General features: G+C 71.7%; 17 protein-coding genes. 16 read left to right on the top strand and 1 reads right to left on the bottom strand.

The genetic code is table 11. The annotated features are described in order from the left end of the window. Positions 1-8 precede the first annotated feature (8 nt). Genes ABZ719_RS17555 through ABZ719_RS17535 form a run of 5 tightly spaced genes read left to right on the top strand, consistent with a single transcriptional unit; the run spans position 9 to position 5,549 of the window. Entirely contained in the window at positions 9-1,631 is a 1,623-nt protein-coding gene (locus tag ABZ719_RS17555; protein WP_366726058.1) for an ABC transporter substrate-binding protein, read from the top strand. A gap of 6 nt (positions 1,632-1,637) precedes the next feature. After that, positions 1,638-2,561 (top strand): ABC transporter permease, encoded by a 924-nt coding sequence (locus ABZ719_RS17550; RefSeq protein ID WP_366726057.1) that lies wholly within the window; start codon positions 1,638-1,640, stop codon positions 2,559-2,561. Continuing rightward, positions 2,554-3,552: an ABC transporter permease gene (locus ABZ719_RS17545; RefSeq protein ID WP_366726056.1), complete on the top strand. Its 999-nt coding sequence runs from the start codon at positions 2,554-2,556 to the stop codon at positions 3,550-3,552. The genes ABZ719_RS17550 and ABZ719_RS17545 overlap by 8 nt, the downstream gene beginning before the upstream one ends. Positions 3,553-3,559: 7 nt before the next feature. Further along, complete coding sequence (locus ABZ719_RS17540; RefSeq protein WP_366726055.1) at positions 3,560-4,534, top strand: ABC transporter ATP-binding protein; 975 nt, start codon at positions 3,560-3,562, stop codon at positions 4,532-4,534. Beyond that, positions 4,527-5,549, top strand: coding sequence for a dipeptide ABC transporter ATP-binding protein (locus ABZ719_RS17535; protein ID WP_366726054.1), 1,023 nt, complete (start codon positions 4,527-4,529; stop codon positions 5,547-5,549). Before ABZ719_RS17540 ends, ABZ719_RS17535 begins: the two co-directional genes overlap by 8 nt. Positions 5,550-5,703: 154 nt before the next feature. Here the strand turns inward: ABZ719_RS17535 and ABZ719_RS17530 are convergent, their stop codons facing one another. Continuing rightward, positions 5,704-7,839: a prolyl oligopeptidase family serine peptidase gene (locus ABZ719_RS17530; RefSeq protein WP_366726053.1), complete on the bottom strand. Its 2,136-nt coding sequence runs from the start codon at positions 7,837-7,839 to the stop codon at positions 5,704-5,706. 186 nt (positions 7,840-8,025) lie between these two features. Here ABZ719_RS17530 and ABZ719_RS17525 point away from each other — a divergent pair, with 186 nt between their 5' ends. The 11 genes from ABZ719_RS17525 (at position 8,026) to ABZ719_RS17475 (ending at position 19,937) form a co-directional block, all read left to right on the top strand. Further along, complete coding sequence (locus tag ABZ719_RS17525; RefSeq protein ID WP_037852162.1) at positions 8,026-8,220, top strand: membrane protein; 195 nt, start codon at positions 8,026-8,028, stop codon at positions 8,218-8,220. Positions 8,221-8,572: 352 nt separating this feature from the next. Further along, a complete protein-coding gene (locus ABZ719_RS17520; RefSeq protein ID WP_366726052.1) occupies positions 8,573-8,986 on the top strand; it encodes a DUF6507 family protein in 414 nt (137 codons plus the stop codon). Next, a complete protein-coding gene (locus ABZ719_RS17515; protein WP_366726051.1) occupies positions 8,983-11,481 on the top strand; it encodes a hypothetical protein in 2,499 nt (832 codons plus the stop codon). The genes ABZ719_RS17520 and ABZ719_RS17515 overlap by 4 nt, the downstream gene beginning before the upstream one ends. Continuing rightward, positions 11,478-12,341, top strand: coding sequence for an immunity 49 family protein (locus tag ABZ719_RS17510; RefSeq protein WP_366726050.1), 864 nt, complete (start codon positions 11,478-11,480; stop codon positions 12,339-12,341). The genes ABZ719_RS17515 and ABZ719_RS17510 overlap by 4 nt, the downstream gene beginning before the upstream one ends. A 284-nt stretch (positions 12,342-12,625) precedes the next feature. Further along, positions 12,626-12,817, top strand: coding sequence for a hypothetical protein (locus ABZ719_RS17505; RefSeq protein ID WP_366726049.1), 192 nt, complete (start codon positions 12,626-12,628; stop codon positions 12,815-12,817). Between the two features lie 69 nt (positions 12,818-12,886). After that, positions 12,887-13,888 carry a hypothetical protein gene (locus tag ABZ719_RS17500; protein ID WP_366726048.1) on the top strand — a complete coding sequence of 334 codons (1,002 nt, stop codon included), beginning with the start codon at positions 12,887-12,889 and terminating at the stop codon, positions 13,886-13,888. A gap of 74 nt (positions 13,889-13,962) precedes the next feature. Continuing rightward, positions 13,963-14,859, top strand: coding sequence for an N-acetyl-1-D-myo-inositol-2-amino-2-deoxy-alpha-D-glucopyranoside deacetylase (gene mshB / locus ABZ719_RS17495; protein WP_366726047.1), 897 nt, complete (start codon positions 13,963-13,965; stop codon positions 14,857-14,859). Next, the gene (locus ABZ719_RS17490) at positions 14,856-15,296 is read left to right on the top strand and encodes a DUF6113 family protein (protein ID WP_366726046.1); all 441 of its coding nucleotides are present in this window, start codon (positions 14,856-14,858) and stop codon (positions 15,294-15,296) included. Before mshB ends, ABZ719_RS17490 begins: the two co-directional genes overlap by 4 nt. Positions 15,297-15,493: 197 nt before the next feature. Next, entirely contained in the window at positions 15,494-17,956 is a 2,463-nt protein-coding gene (locus ABZ719_RS17485) for a hypothetical protein (protein ID WP_366726045.1), read from the top strand. A 314-nt stretch (positions 17,957-18,270) separates the two neighbouring features. Beyond that, positions 18,271-19,200, top strand: a complete 930-nt coding sequence (locus ABZ719_RS17480; protein WP_366726044.1) for an ABC transporter ATP-binding protein — start codon at positions 18,271-18,273, stop codon at positions 19,198-19,200. Next, entirely contained in the window at positions 19,197-19,937 is a 741-nt protein-coding gene (locus ABZ719_RS17475) for an ABC transporter permease (protein ID WP_037852146.1), read from the top strand. The genes ABZ719_RS17480 and ABZ719_RS17475 overlap by 4 nt, the downstream gene beginning before the upstream one ends. Positions 19,938-19,941 lie beyond the last annotated feature (4 nt).

The following is a 19,941-nucleotide window of genomic DNA, read 5'->3' as shown; positions in this document are numbered from 1 at the left end:
AGGCGCCCATGCGTGCAGGCACCCGCGTGCGGTGGGCCGGTGCGGCGCTGGCGGCGGCCGCGCTGCCGCTGGCCGCGGGGTGCGGCGGCGCGACGGGTGCCGGGGCCGGCGTCCTCAGCTCCTCCTGGGGCGACCCGCAGAACCCGCTGGAGCCCGCCAACACCAACGAGGTGCAGGGCGGCAAGGTCCTCGACATGGTCTTCCGCGGACTGAAGCGGTACAACCCGCGCACCGGCAAGGCCGAGAACATGCTCGCCGAGCGGATCGAGACGGCCGACTCGCAGAACTACACGATCACCGTCAGGCCCGGCTGGACGTTCAGCAACGGAGAGCCCGTCACCGCGCGGTCCTTCGTCGACGCCTGGAACTACGGCGCGAGCCTGAAGAACAACCAGAAGAACGCGTACTTCTTCGGCTACATCGACGGCTACGACAAGGTGCATCCGCAGAGCGGCACGCAGAGCGCCGACACGCTGAGCGGACTGAAGGTCACCGGCCCGCGGACCTTCACCGTCCGGCTGGGCCAGAAGTTCTCCACTTTCCCCGACACCCTCGGCTACGCCGCCTTCGCCCCGCTGCCGAGGACCTTCTTCACCGACCACAGGGCATGGCTGTCCAAGCCCGTCGGCAACGGACCGTACACCATCGCGTCCTACACCAAGGGCGCCCAGATGTACCTGAAGAAGTGGGACCGCTATCCGGGCCCGGACAAGGCGCTCAACGAGGGCGTGACCCTGCTCGTCTACACCGACAACAACACCGCCTACACCGACGTCCTGGCCGGCAACCTCGACCTGGTCGACGACATCCCCGCCAGCCAGCTCAAGAACGTCACCAAGGACCTGGACGGCCGCTACATCAACACCCCGGCCGGCATCATCCAGACCCTCGCCTTCCCGTTCTACGACAAGGCGTGGAACAGCGACGGCGCCCGCAAGGTCCGCACCGGTCTGTCCATGGCCATCAACCGGGCGCAGATCACCAAGACCCTCTTCCGCGGCACCCGCACCCCCGCCACCGACTGGACCTCACCGGTGCTCGGCAGGGACGGCGGCTTCCAGGCCGGACTGTGCGGCAAGGCCTGCGAGTACCACCCCGCCGAGGCGAAGCGGCTGGTCCAGGAGGGCGGGGGGCTGCCCGGCGGCCAGGTGCGGATCACGTACAACGCGGACACCGGCTCGCACAAGGAGTGGGTGGACGCGGTGTGCAACTCCATCAACAACACGCTCGGCAACGACCGCGCGTGCGTCGGCAACCCGGTCGGCACCTTCGCCGACTTCCGCAACCAGATCTCCCAGCACCGCATGCCGGGCCCCTTCCGGGCCGGCTGGCAGATGGACTACCCGCTCATCCAGAACTTCCTCCAGCCGCTGTACTACACCGACGCCTCCTCCAACGACGGCAAGTGGTCGAACGAGCGGTTCGACCGCCTCGTCGACCGGGCCAACGCCGAGACCGGCAAGGCGCAGGCCGTCCGGCTCTTCCAGCAGGCCGAGGGCGTCGTCCGCGACAACATGGCCGCCATCCCGCTCTGGTACCAGAACGGCAGCGCCGGCTACTCGGAGCGGCTGCACCACGTGGCCCTCAACCCGTTCAGCGTGCCCGTCTACAACGAGATCAAGGTCGGCTGACCCGCCATGGGACGCTACGTCGTCAGACGCCTGCTCCAGATGATCCCCGTCTTCATCGGGGCCACCCTGCTCATCTTCGTCATGGTCAACGTGATGGGCGACCCCGTCGCCGGACTGTGCGGCGAACGCGCCTGCGACACCGCCACCGCCGCCCAGCTCAAGCGCGAGTTCGGCCTCGACAAGCCGCTGTGGCGGCAGTACGCGACCTACATGGCCAACGTCTTCACCGGCGACTTCGGCACCGCCTTCAACGGCCAGCCCGTCACCGAACTGATGGGCGCCGCCTTCCCGGTGACCATCCGGCTCACCATCGTCGCGATCGTCCTGGAGATCGTCATCGGCGTCACCCTGGGCGTGGTGACCGGCCTGCGGCGCGGCCGGCCCGTGGACACCGGCGTCCTGCTGCTCACCCTCGTCGTCATCTCCGTGCCCACCTTCGTCACCGGTCTGCTGCTGCAACTGCTGCTGGGCGTCACCTGGGGCTGGATTCGGCCGTCCGTCCCGCCGGAGGCCTCCTTCGACGAACTGATCGTGCCCGGCCTGGTCCTCGCCTCCGTCTCCCTCGCCTACGTCACCCGGCTGACCCGCACCTCCATCGCCGAGAACCGGCGCGCCGACTACGTCCGCACCGCCGTCGCCAAGGGCCTGCCCCGCCGCCGCGTCGTCGTACGGCACCTGCTGCGCAACTCCCTCATCCCCGTGGTCACCTTCATCGGCACCGACATCGGCGCGCTGATGGGCGGCGCCATCGTCACCGAGCGCATCTTCAACATCCACGGCGTGGGCTACCAGCTCTACCAGGGCATCCTGCGGCAGAACACGCAGACCGTCGTCGGCTTCGTCACCGTCCTCGTGCTGGTCTTCCTCGTCGCCAACCTGCTCGTGGACCTGCTGTACGCCGTACTCGACCCGAGGATCCGCTATGCCTGAGCAGCCGCCGCCGCAGCCGCAGCCCTACGAGCCCGAGGGCGCCGTCGCGGGGACCGGGATGGGCGGCGGGATGGACCTCGCGGCGAGCGAGGCGACCACCCTGGCACCGGGGCCGGACGGCGGGGACGGCGCGGGCCCGCAGGAGCGGCCCCGCTCGCTGTGGTCCGACGCCTGGCGCGACCTGCGCCGCAACCCCGTCTTCCTGCTCTCCGCGCTGGTGATCTGCTTCCTGGTCGTCATCGCGATCCGGCCCTCCCTGATCGCCCCCGGCAACCCGCTGTCCTGCGACCTGGCCCGCGCGCAGGACGGCTCCTCGCCCGGCCACCCCTTCGGCTTCGACGGCCAGGGCTGCGACGTCTACACCCGCACCGTGCACGGCGCCCGCGCCTCCGTCACCGTCGGTGTCTGCGCCACCCTCGGCGTCGCCGTCCTCGGCTCCGTCCTCGGCGCCCTCGGCGGCTACTTCGGCGGGGCCTGGGACGCGGTCCTCTCCCGCGTCACCGACATCTTCTTCGCCATCCCCGTCGTCCTCGGCGGCCTGGTCCTGCTGTCCGTGGTCACCAGCAACACCGTCTGGCCCGTCGTCGGGTTCATCGTGCTGCTGGGCTGGCCGCAGATCTACCGCATCGCCCGCGGCTCCGTCATCACCGCCCGACAGCACGACTACGTGCAGGCCGCCCGCGCCCTCGGTGCCCCCGACAGCCGGATCCTGCTGCGCCACATCGCGCCCAACGCCGTCGCCCCCGTGATCGTGGTCGCCACCATCGCGCTCGGCACGTACATCGCCCTGGAGGCCACCCTGTCCTACCTGGGCGTCGGGCTGAAACCGCCGAGCGTCTCCTGGGGCATCCAGATCTCCGCCGCCTCGCCCTACGTCCGCAACGCCCCGCACGCGCTGCTGTGGCCCGCCGGCGCGCTGGCCGTCACCGTGCTGGCCTTCATCATGCTCGGCGACGCGGTCCGCGACGCCCTCGACCCGAAGCTGAGGTGACGGCGCGATGCTGCTCGAAGTCCGCGGCCTGCACGTGGAGTTCCGCACCCGCGACGGCGTCGCCCACGCCGTCAACGGCGTCACCTACGAGGTGGACGCGGGCCAGACCCTCGCCGTGCTCGGCGAGTCCGGCTCCGGCAAGTCCGTGACCGCGCAGGCGGTCATGGGCATCCTCGACATGCCGCCCGGCCGCATCACCGGCGGCGAGATCCTCTTCCGCGGCCGGGACCTGCTGAAGCTGCCGGAGGACGAGCGGCGGCGGATCCGGGGCGCCGGGATCGCGATGATCTTCCAGGACGCGCTGTCCGCCCTCAACCCGGTGCTCACCGTGGGCGACCAGCTCGGCGAGATGTTCACCGTGCACCGGGGCATGTCCCGCAAGGCCGCGCGGGCCAGGGCGGTCGAGCTGATGGACCGGGTGCGCATCCCGGCCGCCGCCCAGCGCGTGCGCGACTACCCGCACCAGTTCTCCGGCGGCATGCGCCAGCGCATCATGATCGCCATGGCGCTGGCCCTGGAGCCGGACCTGATCATCGCCGACGAGCCGACCACGGCCCTCGACGTGACGGTCCAGGCCCAGGTGATGGACCTGCTGGCCGAGTTGCGGCGCGAGTACGACATGGGGCTCGTCCTGATCACCCACGACCTGGGCGTGGTGGCCGACGTCGCGGACAGGATCGCGGTGATGTACGCGGGCCGCATCGTGGAGACCGCCCCCGTCCACGACCTCTACAAGGCACCCGCGCACCCGTACACGAAGGGCCTGCTGGACTCCATCCCGCGCCTGGACCACAAGGGCCGCGAGCTGTACGCCATCAAGGGCCTGCCGCCCAGCCTCACCCGCATCCCCTCCGGCTGTGCCTTCCACCCGCGCTGCCCGATGGCCCGCGACGTGTGCCGCACCGACGTACCGCCGCTGTACGACGTCGGCGAACAGCGCGGGTCCGCCTGCCACTTCTGGAGGGAGTGCCTGGATGGCTGAGCCGCTCCTGGAGGTCACCGGTCTCGTCAAGCACTACCCGCTCACCCGGGGCATCCTCTTCAGGAAGCAGATCGGCGCGGTCAGGGCGGTCGACGGCGTCGACTTCACCCTCGGCCGCGGCGAGACCCTGGGCATCGTGGGCGAGTCCGGCTGCGGCAAGTCCACGGTGGCCAAGCTGCTGTGCCATCTGGAACGGCCCACGGCCGGGCAGATCCGCTACCGAGGCCAGGACATCACCAAGCTGTCCGGGCGCGCGCTGAAGGCGGTCCGCCGCAACATCCAGATGGTGTTCCAGGACCCGTACACCTCGCTCAACCCGCGCATGACGGTGGGCGACATCATCGGCGAACCGTACGAGATCCACCCCGAGGTGGCCCCGAAGGGCGACCGGCGCCGCAAGGTGCAGGAGCTGCTGGACGTCGTCGGTCTCAACCCCGAGTACATCAACCGCTACCCGCACCAGTTCTCCGGCGGTCAGCGCCAGCGCATCGGCATCGCCCGCGGCCTCGCCCTGCGCCCGGAGGTCATCGTCGCCGACGAGCCGGTCTCCGCCCTCGACGTCTCCGTGCAGGCCCAGGTGATCAACCTGATGGAGCGGCTCCAGGCGGAGTTCGACCTCTCCTACGTCTTCATCGCGCACGACCTGTCGATCGTGCGGCACATCTCCGACCGGGTCGCCGTCATGTATCTGGGCCGGATCGTGGAGACGGGCACGGACGAGCAGATCTACGACCACGCGACGCACCCGTACACGCAGGCGCTGCTGTCGGCGGTTCCGGTGCCGGACCCGGAGGCCCGCGAGCGCCGCGAGCGGATCATCCTCACCGGTGACGTGCCGTCCCCGGCGGACATCCCCTCCGGCTGCCGTTTCCGCACCCGCTGCTTCAAGGCCCGCGAGCGCTGTGCGCGGGAGGTGCCGCTGCTGGCCGTCCCCGAGGAGTTCCGCCGCGCGGGCGGCCCGGCGGCCCACGACTCGGCGTGCCACTTCGCGGCGGAGCGGCAGACCGTGCGTTGACACGCGGGAAACCTCGGGGAAACGGTGCCGAGACGCACCGGCGGCAGGCTGGGACCGTACGGCCGTGCGGGTGCCGTTGACGGGCCGGGCGCGCTCTCCGCCCTTGCGGGGCGGGCGTGTCCGGCCCGTCGCCGTGTCCGGCCGTCGGGTCCGGTCAGCCGCCGAGGCCGAGCGACCGCTTGAGGAAGTCCACCTGGAGCAGCAGCAGGTTCTCCGCGACCTGTTCCTGCGGGGTCATGTGGGTGACTCCCGACAGCGGCAGCACCTCGTGCGGCCGGCCGGCGGCGAGCAGCGCGGAGGAGAGCCGCAGGGCGTGGGCGACCACCACGTTGTCGTCGGCCAGGCCGTGCACGATCATCAGCGGGCGGTGCGGCGCGGCGGGCGCGGACAGGGCGCCGTCCTCGGTGACGAGGGAGGACCGCTCGTACGGCCCCGGGTCCGCGGCCGGGTCGCCCAGGTACCGCTCGGTGTAGTGGGTGTCGTACAGGCGCCAGTCGGTGACCGGGGCGCCGGCGATGCCCGCGTGGAAGACGTCCGGGCGGCGCAGCACGGCGAGGGCGGAGAGGTAGCCGCCGTAGGACCAGCCGCGGATCGCCACCCGGCCGAGGTCGAGCGGATGGGTCTTGGCGAGGTCCTGGAGCGCCTCGATCTGGTCGTCCAGGGTGACGGTGAAGTCGTGGTGGACCGCCTTCTCCCAGGCGGGGGAGCGGCCCGGGGTGCCGCGGCCGTCGGCGACGACCACCGCGAAGCCCTGGTCGGCGAACCACTGGGAGGTGAGGTACGCGTTGTGCGCGGCCATCACCCGGGGACCGTGCGGGCCGCCGTAGGGGTCCAGGAGGACGGGCAGGGGGGCGGCCGTGGCTGTGTCACGGGGGTAGTCCGTAGGCATAAGCACGGCGCACGGAATTCGGCGTGCGCCCCCCTCGGTGAGGGTCACGCGCGGGGTGACGGCGGGCACCTCGGCGTGCGAGGCGATGAACGCCACCTCCTCGCCGGCCCGCAGCACCCGCACCCGGGAACCCGGCCGGTCCAGGGTCGCCGACACCAGCACGGTCACGTCGCCCGCGCGCACGGCCGTGTGCACGCCGGGCTCCTGGCTGACGCGCTCCACGCCCAGCTCGTTGACCCGGTACACGTGCGTCTCGCCGGTCTCCGCCGCGGTGGCCTCCTCGCCCGCGGAGGCGGAGACGAGGACATCGCCCTCGGCGACGTCGAGTACCGCCCGGACGTGCAACTGCGCGCCGGTCAGCGGGCGTTCGCCGACCGCCAGGACCCGCGCTCCCCCCTCGTCCGCCAGGCGCACGAGCTGCCCGGAGGGGCTCCAGCACGGCACACCGGGGAAAAGATCAAGCCAATCTAGATCTTCGTCCGCGTGCACCATGCGGGTCGCGCCCGAGTCCGCGTCCACGGCCAGGTACAGCTGGCTGCGCTGGTCCCGCGCCTGCACCAGGAGCAGCGGCGCACCCGCCGCTGACCAGTGCACACTCGCCAGGTACGGGTAGCGGGCCCGGTCCCAGGAGACCTCCGTGCGCGCCCCGTCCAGGCCGATCACGAACAACCGTACGTCGGCGTTGGGCGTTCCCGCGGCCGGGTACCGGACCTGGCGGGGTTCCCGCTCGGGCCGCGCCGGATCGGAGATCCACCACTGGTGCACCGGTGCCTCGTCCGCACGCGCCACGAGCAGCCGGTCCGACTGCGGCGCCCACCAAAAGCCCCGGTAGCGGTGCATCTCCTCGGCCGCGATGAACTCCGCGAGGCCGTAGGTGACGGTGCCGGACTCGGGCTCGGCGAGCGCCCGGTCGCCCTCGCCCTCGGCGCCGACCACCCGCAGCGCGCCGGCGGCGACGTAGGCGATGTGCCGCCCGTCCGGGGACGGGCGCGGGTCGATCACCGGCCCGGATACGGGCAGTTCACGTGCCGTGCCCGCCCGCAGCTCGGCCGTGAACAGCCGGCCCGACAAGGCGAAGGACGCCAACTCCACGGCGTTGTCGGTGGCATAGCCCACGATGCCCGCACCGCCCTCACGGGTGCGCTCGCGGCGCGCGCGTTCCTCGGGCGAGAGGTTCTCCAGGGCGCCACCGAGGAGGGTGCGCGGGTCCGCGGCCACGCGCTCCCGGCGTTCGGCCAGGTCCAGGACCCGCAGTGAACTGGCCCGGTCCGTACCGGAGTCGGAACGCAGGAACACGACGCGGGAGGCGTCGGGAGCGACGGTGAAGGCGCGCGGTGCGCCGAGCGTGAACCGCTGGGTGCGTGCGTGCTGCCGGGGGAAGGAGACAGGCTCGGTCGTCATACCAAGACCATATTGGCCATGCGCCCCCTTGTGCGGCCGTGCGCCGAGCGATGCGCGCGTGCGGATAGTTATGATCGTTAGCGCATAGTGGGTATGAACCTGCTGACCGTTGCGTGGATTTATCTGCCCCCATAGTCCGACCCCCCGACACCCCCCGCGTCCTGGGATCTTTGGAGGTGAGCCGCCGTGGCACTCTCGATTTCGGCGGTGGTGCTGCTGGCGATCATCGTCTTCTTGCTGATCAAGAAGTCGGGGCTGAAGGGAGGTCACGCGGTCGTGTGCGTCCTCCTCGGCTTCTACCTGGCCTCTTCGACGGTCGCTCCGACGATCAGCGAACTGACCAAGAACGTGGCGGGGATGATCGGCAGCCTGAAGTTCTGAGGCGCCCGAGCGGCTCCGGGCGGACTGAGCGGGCTCCGCCTGACCCCGGCGTCCCGCCGTCGTCTTCTCCCGGAACGGCGTCCCATAGCCGTCTTCTCCCGGAGCGGCGTCCCGCAGTCGTCTTCTCCCGGCGCGGCGAGGGGGCGGCGAGGCCGCAGGCTTCCCGCCCGGTCCCTGGCCATCCGGCGCGACGCGGACGGTCCGGCCTGATTCGGGTTGAGGCCGTCCGGGATCCCCTTGATACAAATGATCGATCGTTCCTTCCTTTCGCGCCCGGCGGCTCTGGCGCCGTACTGCGAGGCGGAGGAGCCGGCGAAACGTATCTGCGTGGGGCGTCGAGCGGGGGCTCAGGATGACGGGGTGGGACATCAGTCCCGTGGGCGTGCAGGCAGCGCTCACGATGACCGGTGAAGCGGGCGGCGACCTGGACAAGGCCGCCACCGCGGTGATGAACGACTTGATGCGCGCGGCGAGTTCGGCGGGCACCGCGGTGCCGGGCGGGCAGTTCAACGGGCCGCTGGTCGGCCCGGTCGCGCCGGGACAGTCACGGGTGCCCACCGGCCCGGTGGGGGCGGCGCTGGCGCAGTACCTCTCCGAACGGCAGAAGAAGCTGGCCTTCATGGCCCGCCGCACCGCCGAGTCCGTCCGGGGGGCCGCCGAGGCGACCCGCGCCTACGTCCACGGCGACTTGGAGATGGCCGCCGAGGCCCAGCGCAGCGCCCTGAAGGCACCGAAGCCCGACATGCCGAAGGGCGGCGGAGCGTGAGCGGACAGGCCCTGGACCCCGACGAGATACCCGAGTTCACCGGCAACCTGGATCAGCTGGACAAGGACGTGTCGGCCATCGGCACGGACGCGGCGGCCCTGTGGGACGCGGGCGCGCGCATCGACAGCACCTTCAACTCCCTGTCGGCGTACTACAAGGCCCCCGAGGCGGAGAAGCTGTTCGCCACGACGAAGCCGGTGGCCGCGGCGGGTGACGAACTCTGCGACGAGCTGGGGACCGTCGCGAGCGCCCTGGCCGCGTACGCGGACGAGGTACGGCCGCTGGTGGCCACACTGGACCGGCTGCGCCAGGAGGCCCGCGCCTTCCGTGCGTCGGTCGCGCACGACGACGACTGGCAGGAGGACGGCGACAAGGTCGAGGAGAACAACGACCGCCGCTCGCAGGTCGACGCCACCTGGGCCGCCTTCCAGGCCGCCGAACGCGACTGCCACGCCAAGATCGTCAAACTCGTCGGCGGCGATCCGCTGACGGTGGACGACGGTTCGCACAAGAAGGGCATGTACGGCTACCGGGCCGAGGACCTCGACCAGGCGCAGGGCCTGCCGTGGGGCGACCCGGTCGACGAGGAGACCCCCTGGTACCGGATCGACCAGCACGCCTGGAACTTCGTCAAGGGCTTCTTCGTCGACGGCGTCTGGGGCACCATCCGCGGCCTGGGCACCCTTGTGGGTGTGGACGGCTGGGACGCGGCCGGCCAGGCATGGAAGGGCCTGGGACAGCTGCTGACGGGCATCGCCCTGACGGTGGTCGCCCCGGCCGCGTACTGGACGGCCGACGACGACCAGCTCCCGACGTGGCTGCGTGAGTCCCGGCGTGCGGTCAAGGAGACGGGCAAGGCCCTGCTCGCCTGGGACGAGTGGGGCAAGAACCCGGCCCGCGCGGCCGGTGCGGTCACCTTCAACGTCGTGACGACGGTCCTCACGGGCGGGGCCGGCACGGCCGCGAAGACGGGGAGCATCGCGAAGGCCATCTCCCTCGCCGGCAAGGCGGGCCGTGTCGTCGACCCGATGACGTACGTGGCGAAGGCGGCGGGCCTCGGCCTGACCAAGGTCGGTGACGTGATGGCGAGCCTGCGGGGCGTCACGAAGGGCACCTACGTCGAACTGGCCGGCCGGACGTACGAGATCGTCGACCAGCCGCTGGCCAGGGAGGAGCTGCCCGCCGGACTCTCCCCCGAGAACTCCGTCCGCATGGAGCACGCCGGCCGGGTCGTCTACCTCGACACGCGGACGATGGTGCTCCGCAACGCGGACGGCACGGTCCGGCAGTCGCTGGACGACATGGCGCGGGAGGGCTCGGCGCGGGAACGGGCGGCCGAGGCGCACGACGGCTCGGCCGGTGTGCCGGAGCACCAGCCGGTCGGTGTGCACGGGGGAGAGGGCGGGCGTCCGCCGCACACCGGGACGGACGGCGCCGGTGGCAGCGGCCGGGACGTGCAGGGCGGACACGGCACCGGCGGCGCGTTGCCCGACCACGGTGGACCGTCGGGTCCGGACCAGATGCAGAACGTGCCCGGTCACGGCGACCGCAGCGGTGCCGCCGGCCCGCCGTCCGGGGGCCGGCGCCCGGACTTCATGCGCGAGGGAGCCCATCCCTACGGCCCCCGCGGAACGCTTACCCGGGAGCAGATCGAGGACATCCAGGTCTACCGGGCCAACCACGAGCCCGGCTATTTCGAGCACTACTACCGCAAGGACGGCACCCGCAAGAGCCTGTCCCTGTACGACGAGAGCGGGTACACGCCGCCTCAGCTCACGCGGTGGGGAGACGGTGCCCCGCTGATCCGGGCGAAGGACGTTCCCGAGCCGCCCGCCCCGCACTTTCTCGACGACGGCTACATCCGGGTCGGAGCGGACACGGTCACCGACCGTTCGAGACTCGACCTTCTGAGAAAGGCGGCACTGGATCGGCATCTGGCCATCCAGTGGGACAACCTGATTTCGGAATGGAAGGCCGAGACGGGCCGGGCCCATGAAATGCACGGCACGATCGATACGGCCGCCCAATGGGGCGAGGCCAAGGGAGCGTACAGGGAATCCCATACCGTGATGGGTGATGCGACCGAGGTGTTCGGGGAGCAGACGGCCGAATACCATTACATCGCCGAACGCTATCCGGATTTCGAGAAACAGCCGCTGCTCGGGCCGAAGAACGGCAACGACCAGTTCGACCAGGTGTGGACGCACGAGGACGGGCGCGTGGTCGTGGTGGAGGCGAAGAGCAGCACGGGGACGGAACTCGGGCGGCGGACGCTGGCGACGGGTAGGCAGGTTTCTCAGGGGAGCCGGGAGTATTTCGACGACATCATTCGTGTCATGAGGAAGCGTGGGGAGTTCGAGCTGGTGGCCGACATCAGGAGGGCGATGAAGGAAGGTAAGCTGGAGTATGTAGTGGTGAAGGGTGAGAAGAACGCTGGAATTTACAGCGGCTATCAATACCGACGGTTCGACATCAGCAAGGGGACTCTCTCGTGACCGTACATATTTCCCGGCACGGCCTGTCGGACGGGCCGGAGGCGGAGCGGTACTCGGAGCGTCTGAGCGGGCACTTGGCGGAGGAGGTCGAAGATCTTGAAAACTCCTCCGAGCTGATCGACTCGACGTTCAGCGCGAGTCTGCTGCTGCTGTCCGCCCGCTGTGTGACCGACCCGTCGGCGGCGGCGGTGGAGACGTGGGAAGCGGCGGTCACCGCCATGCAGCTGGGTTCCGCGCTGTTCGCGGTGACCGGGGCGAGCGAGGGGACGGTCGAGTGCCGGATCGACAGGAAGGTGCGGAGCCTTCCCGCCGTCGGTCCGCTGTCCACCGCGGACGCGGGCAACTGGCTCACCGCCTTCTGGCTGGCCGTCATCTGCCGTGAGCGGCAGCGGATGACGGAGTTGTGTGAGATCCCGTTGGAGCGGCTGCGGTCGCCCGAGGGGCAGTACGACGAGTACGTCTACCACTGGGTGGACACGTTGCAGACGTACTGGCTGCGGCGCCCCGGTCTGGTGGAGAAGCTGACCGCCACCTTCGAGGCGTCGGACCCGGCGGTGGCCACGATCGCTCCCCGCGACCTGCTCCAGGGCGTCCTGTATCCGCCGATCAACCTCTTCTACCACTTCGTCCGCAGGGACGAGGAGGGCTTCACGCCCGCTCTGGTGGACGCCCTCAAGCTGCACCAGATGTACTGGACGCTGAACGAGGACCGGGCCCGCGACATCGACGGCAGCATCGCTCTCGGTCCGCTGGCCATCGCCTCCCTGGCCTACGACGGCAAGATGCCCATCGGCGTCGAGTCCGAGTACCTGCCCAGGCACCTGCTCCAGCACGACTGGCTGGGGGAGTTCCCGACCTGACAGGCCGGCGCGTGCGGCTCGCCGGGTCCGCCGGGCGAGCCCCTCGCCGTCAGTGCACCTCGCAGCAAGTTCGGTTTGCCACTTCCGCATCCTGCTGTCCTCCACGTCGCCATGCGCCCGCCTCGCCCGACTGCTCGCGGCCGATCAGCTCCGTGAGCGGGGCATCGCCGGTACTCCTTGTGAGGCGGCGGCACGTCGCGGCGGAGCCGGCGGCGAACGCGGTCACACAGGGCCGCCTGCCCGGCCGCAGCTTCCGCCTCATCAGGCTCTGCTTCGTCGGGCGCATGCCGCGTGTCGAGGTGACCGACACGCGCGGTGACCGGCAGCCGGTGCTGCCCGATCCCGCGTCCGACCGGCATTCCGTGGCGGAGTCCGCCCGCGGCCTGCTGCTCGTCGCCCCCCTCGCCGACCGCTGGGGCGTCGCCGAGGAGCGCTTCCGGCGCAAGACGGTCTGGGCGGAACCGAGCGTGGCGTAACCAGAACGCCTGTTCTCACGTTACCGAGGTGACAAGAATCCCGTAGGGAAAGAACGAACAAGGAACCGCATGGTCAACTCGTCCCACGAGGCGATGCACCGCATCTTCCAGGAGTACCCCGGCTTGTTCGTGGGAGTTTCCAAGGTCCTGGGCCTTCCGTTCGTCCAGCCCACATCCATGGCGGTTCTGCCGAGCGATCTCACCGAGATCCAGCCCGTCGAACGCCGGGTCGACACCCTTTTGCGTTTCGACTCGGACGAAGACGAGTCGCTCCTGGTGGCCGTGGAGGCACAGCGTGGGAAGGATCCGGACAAGCCCGCCAGCTGGGCGTACTACCTGTCCTACCTCTACACGAAGTACAAGGTCCCGCCCTTGCTGCTCGTCGTCTGCCAGGACCGGGCCACAGCCGAGTGGGCCTCCCGGCCGGTGGCCATCGGGCCCCGGCAGTGGCCCGCCCTCACGCTGCACCCCCTGGTGGCCGGGCCCCACAACATGCCTGTGATCACCGACCCGGCCGAAGCCCGTGAGGACCTGGCACTGGCCACGCTGTCCGTCATCACCCACGCGAAGGAACCGGCCGTCGATGGGATACTGAAGGCCCTGTCCGCCGCTCTGCGGGGCGTGCCCGAAACGTTCGCCGGCCCGATCATCGAATTCACCGCACAAGGCCTGGGCAGCAGTCGCCGGGCCGCAGAGATCTGGAGGAACCTGGTGGCCGTGGACCTCTCCTTCTACAAGTCGTACCTCGCTGAGGAAGTCCGTGCGGAAGTCCGAGCGCAAGTCCAGGACGAAGTCCGCGCGCAGGTTCAGGACGAAGTCCGCGCGCAGGTTCAGGACGAAGTCCGCGCGCAGGTTCAGGACGAAGTCCGCGCGCAGGTTCAGGACGAAGTCCGCGCGGAAAGCCTTGTCCAGAAGGGCGCCGAGGACATCCTCCTCGTCCTGGAGACCCGCGGACTCGACGTGTCCGGTGCGGTCCGTGAGCGGGTCACCGCCTGTGACGATCCCGAGCTGCTGCGGCGCTGGCTCACTCGTGCCGTGACCGTGCCGGTCGCCGAACAGATCTTCGAGTAGTGGAGTCTCCGGGGGACCGGGACGCGGGGCGGGCCTGGGCCGGTGCCGCGTCCCGTGCCTCGTAGGGTGGAGGCATGACGGAACTGCCCGATCGGCGTCTGCTGCTGGTGCACGCGCACCCCGACGACGAGTCGATCAACAACGGCGCGACCATGGCACGCTACGCGGCCGAGGGCGCGCTGGTGACGCTGGTGACCTGCACGCTCGGGGAGCGGGGTGAGGTCATCCCGGACGGCCTGCGGCACCTGGGCGGGGCCGCGCTCGGCGCGCACCGGCGACAGGAGCTGGCCGCCGCCATGGGAGAACTCGGGGTCACGGACTTCCGGCTGCTCGGCGGCGCCGGACGGTACCAGGACTCCGGGATGATGGGCCTGGCCGACAACGAGGACCCGGACTGCTTCTGGCAGGCCGGTGTCGACGCGGCCGCCGAGCACCTCGTCGCCGTGATCCGCGAGGTCCGTCCGCAGGTCCTCGTCACCTACGACGACAACGGCGGCTACGGCCACCCCGACCACATCCAGGCCCACCGCGTCGCCATGCGCGCCCTCGACCTGGCCGCCGACCCCGCCGTCCGGCCCGACCTCGGCGCGCCCTGGCGGATCGCGAAGGCGTACTGGAACCGGGTGCCGCGTTCCGTCGCCGAGGCCGCCTTCGCGCGGCTCGGCCAGGAGCTGCCCGGCCTGCCCTTCGCCAAGGCCGCCACCCTCGACGACGTCCCCGGTGTCGTCGACGACGAGCGCATCACCGCGCGGATCGAGGGCGGCCCCGCCCATGCCGCCGCCAAGGCCGCCGCCATGCGCGCCCACGCCACCCAGATCGAGGTGGCCGAGCCGTACTTCGCGCTCTCCAACCAGCTCGCGCAGCCCCTGTTCACCACCGAGTACTACGAGCTGGTGCGCGGCGAGGCGGGCACCGGCGGTGTCGAGAGCGATCTGTTCGCGGGGACCGAGGAAGGGGCGGCAGCCCGATGAGCACGTCCGGACGCCGGCCCGCCCAGAGTGGCGGCGGCGGTTCCATGCTGGCGCAGCCCCTCAAGCCGCCCTCCGCCGGGCGGGCCGCCGCCTACCTGGGGCTCTTCGTCCTCGGCGCGGTGACCGGCATCGCCGGGGCGCTGGTCCAGGCCGCCTGGTTCCCCGGCGGGCTGCTCCTCGCCCTCGCCGGGTCCGCGGGCCTCTTCCTCGGCGGCGCGCGGGCCATGCGCGGCCGTGGCGGGGCCGTGGCGGGCGCGGCCGGCTGGCTGGTCGCCGTCATGCTGCTCACCGCCAGCCGCCCGGAAGGCGACTTCTTCTTCGCCGCGGGCGGCGGCTCCTACCTCTTCCTGCTCGGCGGCATGGCCGTGGCTGTGATCTGCGCCACCTGGGGCGGCGGGAGGCAACCGGAAGGCCGCGAAGCCCGACTTGGCGAGTGACGTACCACTTCTTTCCCAAGTCCCCGTGCGGGTCCGGTGTGGGTTTCCCCGGCGGTCCCGGGATGAGGGCCTGAAGTGGCCAGTATGGTGGTGCGCGCCGCCGAGCTTCCCCCAAACGCTCGACTGCGCTCGTGCAGGGGGGACCCCCACGCGAGTGAGGTCGTGACGGGCGGCGGAGCCAACCGGGAGAACCTGCCTTGAGTCGTGAAACTGACACTCCGTCCTCCGGGCCCAGCGGGCGCGGGGGAGCCGCCTACCCTTCGGGGACCCCGCCGTACGGTGTGCCGGCGCCCTCCGACGACGGTGCGGCCGCGGGCCGTTCGGCCACGCAGCCGGAGGAACGCAAGACCGAGACCACGCTGACGACCCGGATCCGGATCAACATCCCCGGATCCCGGCCGATTCCGCCGGTGGTCGTCCGCAAGACCGTCGCCGAGGGCGGCGAGGCCGAGCAGTCCGGCAGCGGGACCGGGACGGCCGAGAGGTCCGCGGGGACCGGTGACCGGCCGGCCGTCCACGGGGGCCGGCCGGGCGACGGCGGCGACGTGACCGGCCTGGCCGGGAGCGCCCGCGACGGCGGCCCCCGCCGTGACGACGCCCGCGGTGACGTACGGCCCGCGGGCGGCGCCCCGGCGCCCTCCGGCGGCGGCAGCGCACCGTCCGGCGCCGAATCCGCCGCCCCCGCCGAGGAGAAGGCGACCAGCGACTGGTTCGCGCCCCGCAAGTCCTCCGCCGGCAAGGGCGGTCAGGGCGGCGGCGCCACCAACGGGGCGGGCATCCCGGGCGGTTCGGAGGCGGGCGGCGCCTCCGTGAACGGTGCGGGCTCCTCCCGCGGCTCCGGTACCGGACCCTCCGCCTCCGGACCCTCCGGTGCGGCGTCCTCCGGCGTGAACGGTTCCGGCGGCACGAGGCCGGGTGCCGCCTCCCGCCCCGGCGGTGTCGTCGGCTCCATGCGGGCGCCCGGCGGAGCCTCCCGCCCCGGCGGCAAGGGCTCCGCCCTGCCCGGCGCCACCGGCGGCCCGGTCGCACCGGGGCACGGCGGCGGCACCGGTTCCTTCGACGTCACCGAGGCGCTGGCCGCGGGTCCGTTGTCCGGTGGCTCTCGTCCCGGCGGCGAACCGCGCCGCGACGACCTGCCCTTCTTCACCGGCAACGGCCAGAACGGCCAGGGCGGTCAGGGCGGACCCGAGGGCCCCGCCGGCCCCGGCGGGGCCGACGGCGCGGGCGTCCCCGGCGGGCCCGGCGGCCTGGGCGGTTCGCCCGGCCCGGCCGGACCGACCGGCGGCCCGGTGACCGGCGACGGCCCCCTGCTGCCCGACGGCGGCACCCCCGCGGGAGTCCCCCGCACGCCCGCGGCACCCGGCGCGCACACCGCGCACCCGGGCCCCGCGCACCCGGGCTCCGCCCTGCCCGGCGGCGGTCTGAGCGACGACACCGCGATCCTCACCCCGCAGAAGCCCGCTCCCGAGCCGGGCGCGGGCGGCCACGCCCACCGGCCGGACAACGTCTCCGGACACACCGTCACCAGCGGCATGCCCGTCGTGTCCCCCGGCAGCGGCAGCGGCAGCGGCGCGGGCGGCCAGGCCGACTCACCGTTCCGGCCGGTCGCGGGCGGCCCCCGTACGGGATCGTCCACGCCCCCCGCCTCGTCCGAGCCGGGCCGGCAGAGCACCGGTTCGCCGGGGAAGTCCGCCAAGGCGGCCAAGGCGCCCAAGAAGAAGGGCCGCAGCAAGGTCGCGCTGCTCGGCGGCCTGGTGGTCGTCGCCGCGGGCGTCGCCTACGGCGCCGGACTGCTGATGAACCACTCCGACGTGCCCAAGGGCACCACCGTGCTCGGCGTGGACATCGGCGGCGGCAGCCGCGACGACGCCGTCAAGAAGCTCGACGACGCCTTCGGCAAGTACGAGAAGCAGCCGCTGAAGCTGTCCGTCGACGGCAGGACCGTCAGTCTCCGGCCCGACCAGGCGGGCCTCCAGCTCGACACCCAGGCGACGGCGAGCGCGGCGGCGCGCAGCGACTACAACCCCGTCTCCGTGATCGGCTCCCTGTTCGGCAACCACCGGGTGGTCGAGCCGCAGATGCCGGTCGACGAGGAGAAGCTCCAGGCGGCCCTGCAGAGCGCCGCGGGCGGCGCCGGCTCGGCCACCGACGGCACCATCCGCTTCGAGCCGGGCAAGGCCGTCGCCGTGTACGGCAAGGCGGGCAAGGGCATCGACGCCGCCCGTTCCGTGCAGGCGGTCGAGCAGGCGTACCGCACCCAGGTGGAGACGGGCAGGGCCGCACCGGTCCAGGTCCCGACCACCACCCGGAAGCCGACGGTCTCCGACGCGGAGGTCGACCGGATGATGAAGCAGTTCGCCGAGCCGGCGATGTCGGCCAAGGTGACGGTGCGGGCCGACGCGGCGCACGGCCTGCCGATGAGCCCGCAGAAGTCGCTGTGGAAGTTCCTCGGGGTCAAGGCGGTCGACGGCAAGCTCGTCGAGTACTACGACCAGGAGAAGCTCAAGCAGCTCTACGGCGGCGTCTTCGACGGGGTGCTGATCACCCGGGGCAACGGGCAGAAGACGCCCGTCACGGTCCAGGACGTGATCGCCGCCCTGCGGCCCGCCCTGGTCAGCAAGACCAACCGGGTCGGCATCATCGACACCAATCCCGACTGACCGGCACCGGTCCCGGCAGTCGGACCGCCCGCCGACGGCGAAGGGACCTTCGGAGCGCATCCACGCACCGAAGGTCCCTCCGCCGTGGTGCCCCTTCGCCGTGGGGGCCTCCGCCGTGCGGGCGCTCCGCGGTGGGGGCCCCTCCGCTCTGCGGCCCCTTCGCCGCACCGCCCCTACGGGCCCCGTCTCCCCAAGCCCCCGCGCCCCACGGCCCCCGGCCCCGCCGTCACCCGTCCCGCACATGACATCTGTCATCCCGTCGTCAGGACCCCCGACACTGCCGCCCGCCCCGGCCGCCCGGCGACCATGGGGACATGACGACGACAGCGCAGACCGCCACCGCGACCGCGGTGGTGGCGTTCGACCAGGTGACCAAGAGCTACGGGAACGTACGGGCCGTGGACGGGCTGAGCCTCGCCCTGTACCCGGGGGAGACCGTGGCGCTGCTCGGCCCGAACGGCGCGGGCAAGTCGACCACCCTCGACCTGCTCCTCGGCCTCAAGAACCCCGACAGCGGATCCGTCGCCGTCTTCGGGACCGGCCCGCGCGAGGCCATCGTCGCCGGCCACGTGGGTGCCATGCTGCAGAGCGGCGGACTGATGGACGAGGTCACCGTCGCCGAGCTGGTGAAGCTCGCCTGCGCCCTGCACCCCAAGCCGTACAAGGCGGACGACGTGCTGGCCCGCGCGGGGATCACGCAGATCGCCGACCGCAAGGTCAACAAGCTCTCCGGCGGCCAGGCCCAGCGCGTCCGCTTCGCCCTCGCCACCGCCGGTGACAGCGACCTGATCGTGCTGGACGAGCCGACCACCGGCATGGACGTCTCCGCCCGCCAGGCCTTCTGGGCCACCATGCGCGAGCAGGCCGACCAGGGCCGTACGGTCCTGTTCGCCACCCACTACCTGGAAGAGGCCGACGCCATCGCCGACCGGGTGCTGGTGCTGCACCGGGGCAGGCTGCTGGCCGACGGCACCGCCGCCGAGATCAAGGCGAAGGCGGGCGCCCGGCGGATCGCCTTCGACCTGGAGGGTGCCATCGACGAGTCCGTCCTGCGCGGCCTGCCCTTCCTGACCTCCCTCGACGTCAGCGGCCAGACCGTCCGCATCCAGTCCTCCGACGCCGACGCGACCGTCCACGCCCTGTACGGGCTCGGTGTCTACCCCCGCAATCTCGAAGTCGCCGGGCTCGGTCTGGAGCAGGCGTTCGTCGCCATCACCGAGGCCGAGGAGGCCAAGCAGTCGTGAACAGCCTGATCAAACTGGAGATCGCCCGCTCCCTGCGCAACCGCAAGTTCCTGTTCTTCTCCGTGCTCTACCCCTCGATCCTGTTCCTGATCATCGCCGGCCAGGCCGACGGCGACGCCAGGATCGACGGCACCGCCCTGACTCTGCCGACGTACATGATGGTCTCCATGGCCTCCTTCGGCGCCCTGACCGCCGTGCTCATGGGCAACAGCGAGCGCATCGCCAAGGAGCGCGAGAGCGGCTGGGTGCGGCAGCTGCGGCTGACCACGCTGCCGGGGCGCGGCTACGTCTTCGCGAAGACCGCCAGCGCGGCCGTGGTGAGCCTGCCGTCCATCGTCGTCGTCTTCGTGGTCGCCGCCGTCGTCAAGCAGGTCCGCCTCGACGCCTGGCAGTGGCTCGCCCTCACCGGCGCGATCTGGGCCGGCAGTCTGGTCTTCGCCGCGCTCGGGGTCGCCATCGGCTACCTCGCCAGCGGCGACGCGGTCCGCCCGATCACCATGATCGTCTACTTCGGCCTGTCGCTGCTCGGCGGCCTGTGGATGCCCTCGACCACCTTCCCGCAGTGGCTCCAGGACATCGCGAAGTGGCTGCCCACGCACGCGTACGCTGCTCTGGGGCAGGCCATCGAACAGAGCCAGGCCCCGCACGCCAAGGACATCACCATCCTGGTCGTCTTCTTCGCCCTGTTCGCGGGCGGCGCGGCCTGGCTGTACCGGAAGGACACGCTGAAGGCGTGAGCGC

This window comes from Streptomyces sp. NPDC006743 (assembly GCF_040703815.1).
In the GTDB taxonomy this organism is placed as follows: domain Bacteria; phylum Actinomycetota; class Actinomycetes; order Streptomycetales; family Streptomycetaceae; genus Streptomyces.
This window is presented reverse-complemented; position numbering and strand designations above follow the sequence as displayed.

Excerpts from the sequence above, each read along its gene's own strand:
- ABZ719_RS17555 (WP_366726058.1), top strand. The coding sequence starts at position 9 with ATGCGTGCAGGCACCCGCGTGCGGTGGGCCGGTGCGGCGCTGGCGGCG.
- ABZ719_RS17550 (WP_366726057.1), top strand. The coding sequence starts at position 1,638 with ATGGGACGCTACGTCGTCAGACGCCTGCTCCAGATGATCCCCGTCTTC.
- ABZ719_RS17545 (WP_366726056.1), top strand. The coding sequence starts at position 2,554 with ATGCCTGAGCAGCCGCCGCCGCAGCCGCAGCCCTACGAGCCCGAGGGC.
- ABZ719_RS17540 (WP_366726055.1), top strand. The coding sequence starts at position 3,560 with ATGCTGCTCGAAGTCCGCGGCCTGCACGTGGAGTTCCGCACCCGCGAC.
- ABZ719_RS17535 (WP_366726054.1), top strand. The coding sequence starts at position 4,527 with ATGGCTGAGCCGCTCCTGGAGGTCACCGGTCTCGTCAAGCACTACCCG.
- ABZ719_RS17530 (WP_366726053.1), bottom strand. The coding sequence starts at position 7,839 with ATGACGACCGAGCCTGTCTCCTTCCCCCGGCAGCACGCACGCACCCAG.
- ABZ719_RS17520 (WP_366726052.1), top strand. The coding sequence starts at position 8,573 with ATGACGGGGTGGGACATCAGTCCCGTGGGCGTGCAGGCAGCGCTCACG.
- ABZ719_RS17505 (WP_366726049.1), top strand. The coding sequence starts at position 12,626 with ATGCCGCGTGTCGAGGTGACCGACACGCGCGGTGACCGGCAGCCGGTG.
- ABZ719_RS17500 (WP_366726048.1), top strand. The coding sequence starts at position 12,887 with ATGGTCAACTCGTCCCACGAGGCGATGCACCGCATCTTCCAGGAGTAC.
- mshB (WP_366726047.1), top strand. The coding sequence starts at position 13,963 with ATGACGGAACTGCCCGATCGGCGTCTGCTGCTGGTGCACGCGCACCCC.
- ABZ719_RS17490 (WP_366726046.1), top strand. The coding sequence starts at position 14,856 with ATGAGCACGTCCGGACGCCGGCCCGCCCAGAGTGGCGGCGGCGGTTCC.
- ABZ719_RS17480 (WP_366726044.1), top strand. The coding sequence starts at position 18,271 with ATGACGACGACAGCGCAGACCGCCACCGCGACCGCGGTGGTGGCGTTC.